The following is a 13,129-nucleotide window of genomic DNA, read 5'->3' as shown; positions in this document are numbered from 1 at the left end:
TTATAGCCGCGGCAGACGGTACGAAAAAGCGGCTGTGAAAATAAAGCTCCCCGAAGCAAGAGGACTGCTTCGGGGATATGTCTGATAAGCGTTATCTGTGGTGGCTGCTGTGGCCGATGCTTCCGCCGTGGGAGTGGCCTCCGCCGCCGCCTCCTCTGTAGCCGCCTCCGCCGCCTCCGCTGCTGGACTGTATCCTGTGCTTGGTGACGTAGGTGCGTATGAGTACGTCGGACTTCTCTCTGAACCTTACGTTATCGGGTGAGAGATAAATGGACGGATTGGTCTTGGACTTGAACTTATACCTGCTCTTTGAGATAAGGTAGAGTATAAGCGTGAGCAGTCCGCCTGCAAGCTCGGCGACAATACAGATACGGAGCTTTTTAAAAGGCGGCTTGCTGGTGGTGACATAGGTCTCGCCGTTCTTGGTGTAGACGTATACGGGAGTATCAGCAGTTGCGTCGTAATAAGAGCCGCTTGCCCTGTCGGGGTCGTAGTAGGACTCTATCATGGGGCAGAAGTGCTCAACGGCGTTGATGATGTGTTCCGTATAAACGGGGCCGTATGAGGGCGGGAGATACTCGTCGAGAGCGGTGTATATTCTCTGACAGATATCCTCGGTATATATCAGGTTGGCCGCGGCGCTCTTTGCGATATCGTCGCAGGCAGGAGATTTGCCAGATATATCTATGTAGTAGAGGAGACCGTCGGTATTCTCACCGAAGGTGTCGTTATACTGGTTTGCGGTGAAGTTCCTTACATCGTCATCTGAATAGTACCTTCGGTCAGACGAGGGCAGGAACACCTGTATATTCATATTGGTCTTGTCCGCACATTCCTCGATGCGCTCCTCCAGCTTTGCAAGAGCCTCGGGCTCGTCGGCAAAGAGGCCGTTCTCGTCGATGATGCCTGACGACGAATGATCCTTGCTGTTTTCCACATGGCGGTTCCTTGTGCCTGTATGGAAGGCCAGAACGTAGTCCAGACCGCCCAGAAGGACGATGCCTATTATTATACCTAAGAATATCTTCAGTCCTTTATTTGACTTTTTCATCAGAACAGCACACCTCCCAGCACTATTATAGCAGCCGCCAGTGCGCCGCCTATGCAGCCGCATACAGCCGCCAGTCTGCCCTTTGACAGGGGAGGAGTGCCTGCAAGCTTTCCTGTCTGGCCGTTTATGGCGAATTCGTATATTTTGTCCTTGTACTTATAGGACATGAACCATACGGGCAGCATGGTGTAGTTCCAGTCGGTATTGGTGACCTTGTACTGGTCGCTGGAGGGCATAAGCGAGCTGTAGCCGCTAATGGTGGATCTGATGAAGGTCAGGCAGGCCTGTTTTGAGCGTTCTCTTATGCGTGGGAACACCTGTGACTTGTCCACGTCGTACTTGTCGGCGTAGAAGCCGCTGAGGTAGGACATTGAGAAGTCCTTCATCTCGCGGTAATCAAAGGGCTCGATAGCCTCCATGAGCAGGTCGTCGATCTTTGTCTCACCGTCGGCGGGGACGCCTCTTGTGAGCATGGAAGCGTCACGGATGACGCGGTATTCCTTTGTCTCGGTGTAGCTGTAGTTGCCCGATACCCAGTGGCGGAGCTTCTTGCCTATGGCGCGGTAATCCGCCTCGATGTGGCAGTCGGCTATCCAGAAGGGGACGTAGAGGCCTGTCAGCTTCTCGATCTGCTGCTGTGATTTGAAGTCCTTGGGGACGAACCAGCGTCTGCCCACCCATTTCTTGAAGCAGGCTATGGCGTTGTCTCGTGTGAGCTTGAAGCCTATGACCTTGTCGGGCTTGAATTCTCCGCCCATTTTTCCTGCTAAAATTACGGGATTGTGGCAATAATAGCAGAAGGTGGCGGTCTGCTGATCGTCGGCCATTATCTCTGCGCCGCAGCTCTTGCAGCGGTACAGGTGGGTATGGTTGGCGAAGTCCTCCTGAAGCTGTACTGCCTCGGGAGGTATGCTGTTCTCCGTCTTGGAGCAGAGCTTCTTTATCTCGTCAACGGTAAAGGAACTGAGGCAGAACTCGCAGTCCAGCTTCTGGGTGGAGGGACTGAATTTCAGGTCTGCGTTACAGTTCGGACATTTGTACTCAACTGATTCCAAAAAACCAACTCCTTTGCGCTGCGCAGTGCATAACCCCATAAACAGACAGTGCGCGGCGAATAATTTCTATATCATGTACCGTAGATATCCGGTAAATATATATTACCATATCGCGGAATGATTTTCAAGAGAAAAGCAGAAAATTTACACAGATATAATGTTTGCTGAATTAACTATTTGTTGAGCCTTGACAAAATAAATGAAGTCCAGTATAATTGTAATATGCACAATTATTACTACAAACTGTAAAAGAAAGGGATGACGATAAATGAGATACAAATTTTCAGAAATAACCCCCGAAATATCGCGGCTTGCAGAGATGTCGCTGGAAGGCTACAGGATAGACCCCGAGCTCTATACCCAGTATGACGTTAAGCGCGGTCTCCGCGACATAAACGGAAACGGCGTAGTGGCAGGCCTTACGAATATAAGCACCATAAAAGTGCTGGATATGGGCGACGGTATGCCCAATCACGGTGACGGAAAGCTCTACTACAGAGGAATTGACGTAGAAGATATCGTCGCCGGCTTCATAAAGGAAAAGCGCTTCGGCTTTGAGGAGACCGTATATCTGCTGCTTTTCGGCAGTATGCCCTCGGAGCACGAGCTTGCCGGGTTCAGGAAGCTCCTTGCGGATTTCCGCGAGATCCCTTCAAACTTCATGAGAGACGTTATCATGAAGGCTCCCACAGATAATATGATGAACACTCTTGCAAAGAGCGTTCTTGCCTTATATTCATACGACGACAGGGCAAACGATATATCCATACCCAACGTCCTCCGTCAGAGCGTTGAGCTCATCACCATGTTCCCCGTGCTGTCTGTATACGCCTATCATGCCTACAAGTACGCAAGGCTGGGCGGCGACCTGTTCATACACAGTCCCCGTCCCGAGCTTTCAATTGCGGAGAACATACTCTATATGCTCCGCGACGACGGAAGGTACACCGAGCTGGAGGCGCGTATACTTGATCTTGCGCTGGTGCTCCACGCAGAGCACGGCGGCGGAAACAACTCCACCTTTACTGTCCATGTAGTGTCCTCGTCGGGCACGGACACCTATTCCGCCATTGCCGCGGCACTGGGCTCGCTGAAGGGACCCAAGCACGGCGGCGCCAATATCAAGGTGGCCATGATGTTCGACGATATGAAGCAGAATGTAAAGGACTGGACTGACGAGGAGGAGGTAAAGGGCTATCTGAGAAAGCTCCTTCACAAGGAAGCCTTCGACCACGCAGGCCTAATCTACGGTATGGGACACGCGGTATACTCCCAGTCAGACCCCAGAGCAAAGGTGTTCAAGGGCTTTGTGGAGTCTCTCAGCTCCGAGAAGGGCAGACACGAGGAATTCGCACTGTACTCACTGGTAGAGCGCCTTGCTCCCGAGGTAATAGCCGAGGAGCGCCGCATATACAAGGGCGTATGTGCCAACGTGGACTTCTACAGCGGCTTCGTATACCGTATGCTGGGCATACCCGACGAGCTGTTCACGCCTCTGTTCGCAACATCGAGGATAGCAGGCTGGTCAGCCCACAGGATAGAGGAGCTCATCAACTCAAACAAGATAATCCGTCCTGCATATAAGGCCATATCTCCCATGCGCGAGTACACCGACATGGAGAACAGAATGGACTGATGACGGCTTATGAAAAAGAAGGTCATTTTCAAATCCTTACTTATGGGGATATGTGTCCCGGGCGGAATATACCTGGCAGCAGGAGCACTCGATATCATAACTCAGGAAAGCAGCTTTATGCTTTGGGTAATGTTCTTCACAGGCATTATACTCTTTTTGCTTCCGATGTTTTTCCTCAGCCGTGAAAAGAAGCTGAACTCGCAGGCTCCCACAAAGCTTGCCGCGCCTGCGTATCTTCTGGGATATGCTGCGGTAACAGCTGCCCTGCTGTACATTGTTGACGCTATCGACACCGAAAAGGTCTTCCATCACAGGTATCTGGGCGGTATCGGGCTTATCATTCTGCTCATCATTCTGACCCTCGGTCTGGGCTGGGCGGTGCTGTTCCGCGTCATTACGGCAATAATCCGCCTTATACGAAAAGCAGCGAATAAAACTGATCCATAAGCGCAAGAGCTTTTGGTTCTGCTTGTAAAATATATTTAAAAGGATCGTGATAGAAATGAAAAACACAGCGGAATTATTTGAATGGAAGGGCACGACCTGCGTAAAGCTCAGTGCAGGCGGCTATGAGGCATGGGTGGCCAACGAGATAGGCTCCAATGTTATCCGCCTCCGCGACAACGCAAACGGTCTGGAGTTCTTCCGCTTCAGCGAGGACAATACTGCCGATACCATAAAGCAGTCCGCAGAGGTATGGGGACTTCCCACGCTTTACCTGCCCAACCGCTTTGCAGACGGCGTGCTGAAGACCTCCGACGCTGTATATCAGCTTCCCGTAAACGAGAAGGCTCCCTACAACAACCATATCCACGGCTTCCTTCACAAGAGAGCCCACGAGGTTGTGGAATACAAGGCCGACGACAACTGCGCATGGGTAAAGACACGCTATGTATACGACGAGAAGGACGAGTTCTTCAAATATCTTCCCGTCCGCTTCACTGCGGAGTACACATTCACGCTGTCGGAGCAGGGACTTGAGCAGAATATCCGCTTCATCAACACCGACGGCGTAAAGGTGCTGCCCATGTCGCTGGCTTCCCATACGACTATCAGTTCGCCCTTCGTTGACGGCGCAAAGGAGGAGGATATCCGCCTGACAGTGCCCATAGGCAAGCGCTGCGAGCTCAACGAGCGCTGTCTGCCCACCGAGAACCTGAAGGTGCCCACCATGCACGATCTGGAGTACAGAAACGGCGTGAAGAAGCCCGTACTCCAGGTAGTTGACAACGAGATGTACTTCGGCGAGTATATAGATATCGACGGTGAGAAGTTCCACGGCGTCATCGCAGAGGATATCGCCAGCGGCAAGAAGCTCTGCTATGAGGTATCGGAGGAGTACGGCTTCTGGATAATCTGGAACGACCGCGGCTTCAATCACTACTTCTGTCCCGAGCCAATGACCGCAATGATAGACGCTCCCAACCTGAGCCTGCCTGCCGACGTTACAGGCTACCGCGAGGTAAAGCCGGGAGATGTTTTCGAGGCACACGAAAGATTTTTCACTAAGTTATAATTATATGGGCGGATATTATCCGCCCTTTCACGTACCGTACACAGAAAGGATCATACTATGAGAGCTTTCAGGATAACTGCATTATTATTAGCAGCAGCGATTTTTTCACTTAACACAGGCTGCAATCATGAGACGCCAGAGTCAAAAGTTGACGAGCCCACCACGGCTGCAATAGCTGACGATGAGCTGGATCTCAGCAAGCTGAGTACTTTCGAGCTCAGATCCGACGACCTGCATGACGGCGTATGGGATACGGTGATAACCAAGACTAAAAACGGCGAAAACCGTTCGCCCCAGCTCTCATGGGAGCCCGTTGACGGAGCTTCCTGCTATGCTATCTTCATGGTGGACACTACCGCTGCAAACTGGCTCCACTGGAAGTCCATAAGCGACAGTGATACCGTGCTTCCCGCAGGCTGGGCTCCCGCAGATGAGTATGTAGGCCCCTATCCGCCCGACGGCACCCATGATTATGAGGTGTTCGTGCTTGCGCTGAAGCAGAAGCCCGAGAGGATAAAAATGATATTTGATATGTCAAATCCCGAGATACTCAAATCCGCAAAGGAGATAGACGGTGACGACGGCAATATAATATCCTACGGTCATCTCACGGGTACCTACACCCACGGAGATTAAATCAAGGGCTGCAAATCCATATAGGGGCGGATATTATCCGCCCTTTTTGATCCGTCCGCATATGCGGGCGGTTTTTTATGGGCTGATATGTGACAAATGTATCACACTGCACAAATAAACGCCGCTCTGATTGTGCAGGTCTACAAAGGTGATTGATTTGTCACTTTTTCTGTTGACAAACTCATATCAGGGTGATATAATTGTCACAGAAAGTGATGAATACATCACACAAAATAAAAGCGTCAGTGAATGACGGAAAGGAACAACAATGAGCATAAGAAGTTTTTTTGAAGCAGATAACACAGCAAAAAAGCCCGCAATGAGCCTACACAGCTATCACAGATTTGCCGCAGCAGGCTTTCTGATGAGCGCCTTCACATTCCTGGGCATGGGCATGATAAACAAGCATAATTTCGTGGTTATGATTGTCCTGCTGGTACTGGCAGCTGTAGCGGAGCTGATACTCGCTGTCAGGTTTTTCGGCATGATCAAGGGACACACCATACAGCAGGCCGACGAGCTTGCACATCAGATACTGTATAAGGCAGGCAGAATGGCGGCAGGCGCACTTATAGTCATCGGCGGTATCATAGAGCTGATATTTGCCTGTACCGAGGGAAGCTTTACCATTAACAGCTCCAATGCGGCAGTTCTGTTTTTCGGAGTATGTCTGCTGGCGGCAGGACTGAAGAGCCTTTTCTTCGTGCTGCTTGACCGCACTGAGGACGGGGAGGAAGAATAATGGAAAAGACGAAGAAAAAATTCTCATATACAAACTTTCATACACTTGTATTTGTAATAGCTTCCACGCCCGTGACCCTGTATGTCTTTTGCAGAATTCAGGGCAAGACATACGGCGATAAGCTTTCCATACTCATAGGAATGGCTGTTTTGGCGGTATTGCAGGCGTTTGTTCAGTCAAGGTTCTACACATTGGAGAAAAAGGATGAAATGGTGCAGTACAACCTTGCAAAAGCCAACAGAATTACACTGTGTATCGTGCTGACCGTGCTTTTCGGGGCAGTTCTTGTTAACGACTATCTGGTAAAGGGACTGATATGCTCAGATTTCTGCTGGATAACGGTCATGGGAGCAATAGCGCTGAGGAGCCTGCTGTTCATGTTCTTTGATGCACCCGCCGGAAAGGATACGGAGGAAGAATAATGTCCGAGCTGAAAACAAAACTGAAGGAATACCGCGCAAAGCAGGATATGAAGCAGGGGGAGCTTGCGGAGCTGGTGGGAGTCCGCCGCGAGACCATAATCCGCCTTGAAAAGGGACTCTACAATCCCTCCCTGAAGCTGGCTATGGACATTGCAAAGGTCTTTGGCACCACCGTTGAGGAACTCTTTTTCTTTGAGGAATGAGCATAAGGCAATATGCACAAAAAACGGTCAGAAAATAATACACAGCAATTTTGGAATAATCTATTGTAATATAAGCGAAAATGTGATATAATATTACAAATGTGGGCTTTTTGTCCGCTTTGTCACCAAAAATAAAGGAGTAATATTATGAAGTTCGGATTTTTTGACGACGCTAAGAAGGAATATGTTATCAATTCCCCAAAGACTCCCTATCCGTGGATAAACTACCTCGGCAATCAGGGATTTTTCTCACTTATTTCCAATACAGCAGGCGGTTACTGCTTCTATAAGGACGCACGCCTCAGACGTATCACACGTTATCGCTATAACAACGTACCCCTTGATATGGGCGGACGTTATTTCTATATCAACGACAACGGAACCATCTGGAATCCCGGCTGGTCTCCTGTGAAGACACCCCTCGATTTCTACGAGTGCCGCCACGGTATGGGCTATACCGTTATCACAGGCAAGAAGAACGACCTGAAGGCTGAGGTAACATTCTTTGTTCCCCAGAACTATGACGGTGAAGTTCAGCAGGTAGTTCTCACAAACGAGAGCAAGGAAGCAAAGAGCTTCTCTATCTTCTCCATCGCTGAGTGGTGCCTCTGGGACGCACAGGACGACTGCACCAACTTCCAGAGAAACTTCTCCACAGGCCGTGTTGAGATCGAAGGTTCAACTATCTACCACGTAACAGAGTACAGAGACAGACGTAACCACTACGCTTTCTATACTGTAAACGATACCATCGACGGCTACGATACAGACCGTGATGCCTTCCTGGGAAGCATCTACAACGGCTGGGACAACCCCGAGACCGTAAAGGCAGACAAGCCCGCTAACTCATTTGCTGACGGCTGGTCACCTGTAGCTTCTCACTACAAGAAGGTGACACTGGCTCCCGGTGAGTCCAAGACACTCATCTATATCCTCGGCTACGCTGAGAACCCCCAGGACAAGAAGTTCGCTGCTGAAAAGCCTGCTGACCTCCTCACAAGAGAGACATGGGTGCTCAACAAGGAGAAGGCTTATGCAATGATCGAGAAGTACAACACTCCCGAGAAGGTAGCAGCAGGACTTGAGGAGCTCCGCAATACATGGAACGATCTCCTCTCCATCTTCAATGTAAACACACCTGATGACAAGGTAAACAGAATGGTAAATATCTGGAACCAGTATCAGTGTATGGTAACATTCAACCTTTCACGTTCCGCTTCATACTTCGAGAGCGGTATCGGCAGAGGCATGGGCTTCCGTGACTCCAACCAGGATATCCTCGGATTTGTTCACCAGATCCCCGAGCGTGCAAGAGAGAGACTTATCGACATCGCTTCAACACAGCTTTCAGACGGCGGCTGCTACCACCAGTACCAGCCTCTTACAAAGAAGGGCAACGCTGATATCGGCGGCGACTTCTCTGACGATCCGCTCTGGATGATCCTTTCTGTTGCAGCATATATCAAGGAGACAGGCGACTGGGGTATCCTGGACGCAAACGTTCCTTTCGATGATGATCCCAACGGCAAGCACACAATGCTTGAGCACCTCAACGTTTCCTTCTATCACATCGTAAACAACCTCGGACCTCACGGTCTGCCGCTGGCAATGAGAGCTGACTGGAACGACTGTATCAACCTTTCATGCTTCTCTGACACACCCGGTGAGTCCTTCCAGACCTACACCAATCCCAAGTTTGCAGCAGAGGGCGGCTACTCCAAGATAGCCGAGTCCGCATTCGTTGCAGCACTCTTCACATACACAGGTCCTGCATTCGTAGGAATCCTCCAGCACCTCGGCAAGGCTGACGAGGCTGCAAAGGCTCAGGCAGAGATCGACAAGATGAAGAAGAACGTTATGGAATCCGCATTCGACGGCGACTGGTTCATCAGAGCTTATGACGCAAACGGCGAGAAGATGGGCTCCAAGGAGTGCGAGGAAGGCAAGATCTTCATCGAGCCCCAGGGCTTCGCAGTAATGTCCGAGATAGGCAAGGATCAGGGCGCAGATATCAAGACCCTGAACTCCATCGACAAGTACCTCAACTGCGAGTACGGTCTCGTTCTCAATAACCCTGCATTCACAAAGTACTATGTACAGTACGGCGAGATCTCCACATATCCCGGCGGATACAAGGAGAACGCAGGTATCTTCACACACAATAATGCATGGATCATCTGCGCTGAGGCATATGCAGGCCGCGGTGACAAGGCATTTGAGTACTACAGCAAGATAGCTCCTGCATTCACAGAGGAGACATCTGATATCCACAAGACAGAGCCTTATGTATACGGTCAGATGATCGGCGGTAAGGACGCAAAGAACTTCGGTCAGGGCAAGAACTCATGGCTCACAGGTACAGCTGCATGGAACATGGTAGCTATCTCCCAGTACATTCTGGGTGTACAGCCTGTATTTGACGGCCTGAAGGTAGATCCCTCCATTCCTCACGAGTGGGACGGCTTCACAGCAGTCCGTAAGTTCAGAGGCGCAACCTTCAACATCACAGTCAAGAATCCCGAGCACGTTTGCAAGGGCGTAAAGTCTATGACAGTTGACGGCAAGGCAGTAGACGGTTGTGTTATCCCCGTATGCGAGGGCGGCACACACGAAGTTGAAATTATAATGGGTTAATGAAAAAGGACAGGCTTTGAGCCTGCCCTTTCTATATCGCGTAAATATGTATGGGCGGATATTATCCGCCCGAAAAATGTTATGTAGGGGACGCCGTCCCCGGCGTCCCGAAAAAAGCGTTAATCTAAAGCGTCTCTTAATTCTTCCTCGGAGTATCCATACATATAATCTTCGTCATATCCATTGGATTCCCAGATAAGAGCTGCGTCTTCAACACTTAAATCTTCACTTTCATCATCATCTTCTTCATAATCTTTTTGGTCATCATACATTTCATCTATATAACCTAAAGCACAACTGGCACATAATGTTTTTCCTTTTTTGTCTTCCACATCAGAACGATATAAATCACCAACAGATGAATCTGAATTAAAATAAGAATTGGCTTCGATAATGTCAAATTCACATCCGCATTCTTCACATTTATCATAGAAAATTCCGTCTACATCATCTTCCCACGCTTGCTCAAGACAATCTTTACATAATTCTTTTTTTATATAATCTGTCCAAATTCCTGTTTCATCACAAAAATCATTAACTTCATCTTCATCGATCACGTTTCCACACCATTCACATAATGCCATACTAATACCTCCTTTATTCTTATAAGGTTTTTAAACCTATATTATAATTATAACACATATGTAATCTAAATGTCAATATATGTGTTCAATATTTACAAAAACGTATATCATATTATCTGAGGTGATAATACCTGCCGATAAATCAATCTTCATATGAAAAGGCGGACTTAATGTCCGCCTTCATTATTTATATAGTCACTCAGTTAGCCAGGAACTTTCCGTCCGCGTCCGTGTTCATGCTGCCCGTGAGTATCATGATACCCTCGATAAGGCCCCATACACCGCTGACAACGCCGAGTATACCGCAGCTGAGAACGGTTATGAGCAGCTGAGCGACGGCCTTGCCGTAAAAGCCCAGGTAGAAATTATGTACACCAAAAGCGCCGAGGAGTATGCCCAGCACGCCGGCTGCTACCTTTGATCTGGTGCTCACGTCCTGATAGGGAGGCATACCGAACTGGTTATATCCCTGATTGTAGCCCTGATTATAGCCGTTGCTGCTGTACTGATCATAATATCCCTGATCGTTGCTCTGGTCGCTGCTGCGTGTGAAGTCCTGGGAATTGCCCTGAACATAGCGCATATCGTTGCCGCATTCGTCGCAGAAATTGGTATTGTCGGGAAGGTCCTTCCCGCATCTGTTGCAAATCATGATATCCCTCCGTTTTCGGGAACTGCTGCCGTGTCCCGACTCATTTTACATATTATAACATGAAATCCGAAGAAAATCAACAGTCGGAGCGCACAAACAGCGCTCCGATTTTTCTTTGTTGCAAATTCACAGGAACGTATGTTTATATTTGTGCAGGTATACAAAGTCGGAAAATATTTTTTTCTTATTCAACGGTTTTCGTTTGAATTTCACCCCTTTACGGCCCTCTTATGAACGGCGTCAACGTTCAGTACCGAAAGGAGGTCATATTTTTTTGAACAGAAACACAAAAGCAAGGCTCAACTCATTCTGCTGCAATTATGTTATCCTGGGCAGTGTGGAGGAGGCGGCTGTGAGAGCGGGCTTTCCCCGTGAGAGCGCTCTTTCGGAGGGTATCGGGCTGCTGAAAAATGAGGAGTGCCGACAGCTCATAGCGCAGCTGCGGCAGCTCCTTGCGGACAGCGGCACGGTAGCCGCAGGACTGAAGCGTCTGGCCTTCGGCAGCTGCACCGACGCGGTATACCTTGTATTCGCGGAGGAGCTTCCGCCTGCGGAGGTCATAGAAAAGCTTGACCTTTTCAATGTCTCCGAGATAAAACGGGTAAAGGGCGGAGGAGTTGAGGTAAAGCTCTTTGACAGGCTGAAAGCGCTGGAGAAGCTCTTTGAGCTGGAAAACGCATTCAGCGACCGTGATAAGGCGGAAAGCCTTATAAAAGCGCTGACTGCCGACGGGGAGGACGATATCTGTGACGGTATATGATTTCTCGCCAAAGCAGCGCCTTGTGATGAAGTGGTGGAATATGCGGAGCTGCGGCGGCCGCGACGCAATAATATGCGACGGCGCGGTGCGAAGCGGCAAGACTCTTTCCATGTCGCTGGGCTTCATATTCTGGGCAGCAAAATGCTTTAAGGGAGGCTATTTCGCCATGTGCGGCAAGACAGTGACCTCCCTGCGCAGGAACGTGGTAACGCCTCTGCTTCCGCTGCTCAGGGAATACGGCTTCGTCATCACAGAGAAGGTCAGCGGCAATTACTTTGATATGACCTTCCTCGGCAGCACCAACAGGGTGTACCTTTTCGGCGGCAAGGACGAAAGCTCCGCGGCGCTGATACAGGGCATGACCCTTTCGGGGGTATTCTTCGACGAGGTTGCGCTGATGCCCCGCTCCTTTGTGGAGCAGGCGCTTGCACGCTGCTCGGTGTCGGGCTCGAAGATGTGGTTCAACTGCAATCCCGACAATCCCTCCCACTGGTTCTACAACGAGTGGATAAAGAAACGCAGGGAGAAAAACGCCCTGTATATCCATTTCACCATGGAGGACAATCCCTCCCTTTCAAAGGCGGTCAGAGAGCGCTATGAGCGTATGTACTCGGGAGCCTTCTACGACCGCTTCGTTCTGGGCAGATGGACAGCCTCCCACGGGGTGGTATACCCCATGTTCAGCGCGGAAAAGCACGTTTTCAGCGGCCATGTGGAGTGCGAACGCTTTGTCATATCCTGCGATTACGGCACGGTGAACCCCTCCTCCTTCGGGCTGTGGGGGCTTCATGACGGAGTCTGGTACAGGCTCGGGGAGTATTACTACGATTCCCGCCGCGAGGGGGTATCCCGCACCGATGAGGAGCACTATGCGGCTCTTGAGGAGCTGGCGGGAGGCAGGAAGATCGACAGAGTAATAGTCGATCCCTCTGCGGCAAGCTTTATCGAGTGCATAAGGCGGCACGGGAGATTTCCCGTTATCAGGGCGGACAACGATGTTATATCGGGTATCCGTCAGGTCAGCACGGCTCTCAAGCAGGGCAGGCTCCGCTTTCACAGCTCATGCAGGGACATAATCCGCGAGTTCTCGCTGTACAGCTGGAACGAAAAGTCGGGAGCAGACGCTCCCGTAAAGGAAAACGACCACGCAATGGACGATATGCGCTACTTTGTGGCGGATATGGTCGGGAACCGTGACTGCGGCGAAGGCTTCATAGCGCTGTCCGTTCCCAGATAAG

At 50.1% G+C, this 13,129-nt stretch carries 14 protein-coding genes; 10 read left to right on the top strand and 4 right to left on the bottom strand.

Translation table 11 applies throughout. The annotated features are described in order from the left end of the window. Positions 1–91: 91 nt before the first annotated feature. Both Q0Y65_RS10235 and Q0Y65_RS10230 read right to left on the bottom strand, forming a co-directional pair. Positions 92–1,051 (bottom strand): hypothetical protein, encoded by a 960-nt coding sequence (locus tag Q0Y65_RS10235; protein ID WP_297959416.1) that lies wholly within the window; start codon positions 1,049–1,051, stop codon positions 92–94. Then, positions 1,051–2,106, bottom strand: coding sequence for a hypothetical protein (locus Q0Y65_RS10230; protein WP_297959415.1), 1,056 nt, complete (start codon positions 2,104–2,106; stop codon positions 1,051–1,053). Before Q0Y65_RS10230 ends, Q0Y65_RS10235 begins: the two co-directional genes overlap by 1 nt. Before the next feature lie 268 nt (positions 2,107–2,374). On the opposite strand from Q0Y65_RS10230, the gene Q0Y65_RS10225 reads away from it, so the two are divergent. The 8 genes from Q0Y65_RS10225 to Q0Y65_RS10190 all read left to right on the top strand — a co-directional run bounded on the left by Q0Y65_RS10225 (position 2,375) and on the right by Q0Y65_RS10190 (position 9,895). Next, complete coding sequence (locus tag Q0Y65_RS10225) at positions 2,375–3,742, top strand: citrate/2-methylcitrate synthase (RefSeq protein ID WP_297959414.1); 1,368 nt, start codon at positions 2,375–2,377, stop codon at positions 3,740–3,742. Positions 3,743–3,859: 117 nt separating this feature from the next. Beyond that, positions 3,860–4,189, top strand: a complete 330-nt coding sequence (locus tag Q0Y65_RS10220; RefSeq protein ID WP_297959413.1) for a hypothetical protein — start codon at positions 3,860–3,862, stop codon at positions 4,187–4,189. A gap of 55 nt (positions 4,190–4,244) precedes the next feature. Beyond that, a complete protein-coding gene (locus Q0Y65_RS10215; protein WP_297959412.1) occupies positions 4,245–5,258 on the top strand; it encodes an aldose 1-epimerase in 1,014 nt (337 codons plus the stop codon). Between the two features lie 57 nt (positions 5,259–5,315). Next, positions 5,316–5,894, top strand: a complete 579-nt coding sequence (locus Q0Y65_RS10210; RefSeq protein WP_297959411.1) for a YbhB/YbcL family Raf kinase inhibitor-like protein — start codon at positions 5,316–5,318, stop codon at positions 5,892–5,894. Positions 5,895–6,162: 268 nt separating this feature from the next. Beyond that, positions 6,163–6,636: a hypothetical protein gene (locus tag Q0Y65_RS10205; RefSeq protein ID WP_297959410.1), complete on the top strand. Its 474-nt coding sequence runs from the start codon at positions 6,163–6,165 to the stop codon at positions 6,634–6,636. Then, positions 6,636–7,058 (top strand): hypothetical protein, encoded by a 423-nt coding sequence (locus tag Q0Y65_RS10200; RefSeq protein WP_297959409.1) that lies wholly within the window; start codon positions 6,636–6,638, stop codon positions 7,056–7,058. The genes Q0Y65_RS10205 and Q0Y65_RS10200 overlap by 1 nt, the downstream gene beginning before the upstream one ends. Continuing rightward, positions 7,058–7,261 (top strand): helix-turn-helix transcriptional regulator, encoded by a 204-nt coding sequence (locus Q0Y65_RS10195; protein WP_297959408.1) that lies wholly within the window; start codon positions 7,058–7,060, stop codon positions 7,259–7,261. The genes Q0Y65_RS10200 and Q0Y65_RS10195 overlap by 1 nt, the downstream gene beginning before the upstream one ends. Positions 7,262–7,408: 147 nt before the next feature. Beyond that, positions 7,409–9,895 carry a GH36-type glycosyl hydrolase domain-containing protein gene (locus tag Q0Y65_RS10190; RefSeq protein WP_297959407.1) on the top strand — a complete coding sequence of 829 codons (2,487 nt, stop codon included), beginning with the start codon at positions 7,409–7,411 and terminating at the stop codon, positions 9,893–9,895. A 119-nt stretch (positions 9,896–10,014) separates the two neighbouring features. On the opposite strand, the gene Q0Y65_RS10185 is transcribed toward Q0Y65_RS10190, so the two are convergent. After that, complete coding sequence (locus tag Q0Y65_RS10185; protein WP_297959406.1) at positions 10,015–10,479, bottom strand: hypothetical protein; 465 nt, start codon at positions 10,477–10,479, stop codon at positions 10,015–10,017. Between the two features lie 199 nt (positions 10,480–10,678). Continuing rightward, entirely contained in the window at positions 10,679–11,131 is a 453-nt protein-coding gene (locus tag Q0Y65_RS10180; protein ID WP_297959405.1) for an NINE protein, read from the bottom strand. 274 nt (positions 11,132–11,405) lie between these two features. Here Q0Y65_RS10180 and Q0Y65_RS10175 point away from each other — a divergent pair, with 274 nt between their 5' ends. Both Q0Y65_RS10175 and Q0Y65_RS10170 read left to right on the top strand, forming a co-directional pair. After that, positions 11,406–11,891, top strand: a complete 486-nt coding sequence (locus Q0Y65_RS10175; protein WP_297959404.1) for a terminase small subunit — start codon at positions 11,406–11,408, stop codon at positions 11,889–11,891. Between the two features lie 25 nt (positions 11,892–11,916). Further along, complete coding sequence (locus tag Q0Y65_RS10170) at positions 11,917–13,128, top strand: PBSX family phage terminase large subunit (protein ID WP_297959539.1); 1,212 nt, start codon at positions 11,917–11,919, stop codon at positions 13,126–13,128. Position 13,129: the final 1 nt, after the last annotated feature.

The organism is uncultured Ruminococcus sp. (assembly GCF_947301925.1).
Lineage (GTDB): Bacteria > Bacillota > Clostridia > Oscillospirales > Ruminococcaceae > Ruminococcus.
The sequence above is the reverse complement of the archived record's forward strand: the minus strand, read 5'-3'. Positions and strand labels throughout refer to the sequence as shown.

Coding starts and splice junctions, on each gene's coding strand:
- Q0Y65_RS10235 (WP_297959416.1), bottom strand. CDS start 1,051: ATGAAAAAGTCAAATAAAGGACTGAAGATATTCTTAGGTATAATAATA.
- Q0Y65_RS10225 (WP_297959414.1), top strand. CDS start 2,375: ATGAGATACAAATTTTCAGAAATAACCCCCGAAATATCGCGGCTTGCA.
- Q0Y65_RS10220 (WP_297959413.1), top strand. CDS start 3,860: ATGCTTTGGGTAATGTTCTTCACAGGCATTATACTCTTTTTGCTTCCG.
- Q0Y65_RS10215 (WP_297959412.1), top strand. CDS start 4,245: ATGAAAAACACAGCGGAATTATTTGAATGGAAGGGCACGACCTGCGTA.
- Q0Y65_RS10210 (WP_297959411.1), top strand. CDS start 5,316: ATGAGAGCTTTCAGGATAACTGCATTATTATTAGCAGCAGCGATTTTT.
- Q0Y65_RS10205 (WP_297959410.1), top strand. CDS start 6,163: ATGAGCATAAGAAGTTTTTTTGAAGCAGATAACACAGCAAAAAAGCCC.
- Q0Y65_RS10200 (WP_297959409.1), top strand. CDS start 6,636: ATGGAAAAGACGAAGAAAAAATTCTCATATACAAACTTTCATACACTT.
- Q0Y65_RS10195 (WP_297959408.1), top strand. CDS start 7,058: ATGTCCGAGCTGAAAACAAAACTGAAGGAATACCGCGCAAAGCAGGAT.
- Q0Y65_RS10190 (WP_297959407.1), top strand. CDS start 7,409: ATGAAGTTCGGATTTTTTGACGACGCTAAGAAGGAATATGTTATCAAT.
- Q0Y65_RS10185 (WP_297959406.1), bottom strand. CDS start 10,479: ATGGCATTATGTGAATGGTGTGGAAACGTGATCGATGAAGATGAAGTT.
- Q0Y65_RS10180 (WP_297959405.1), bottom strand. CDS start 11,131: ATGATTTGCAACAGATGCGGGAAGGACCTTCCCGACAATACCAATTTC.
- Q0Y65_RS10170 (WP_297959539.1), top strand. CDS start 11,917: ATGAAGTGGTGGAATATGCGGAGCTGCGGCGGCCGCGACGCAATAATA.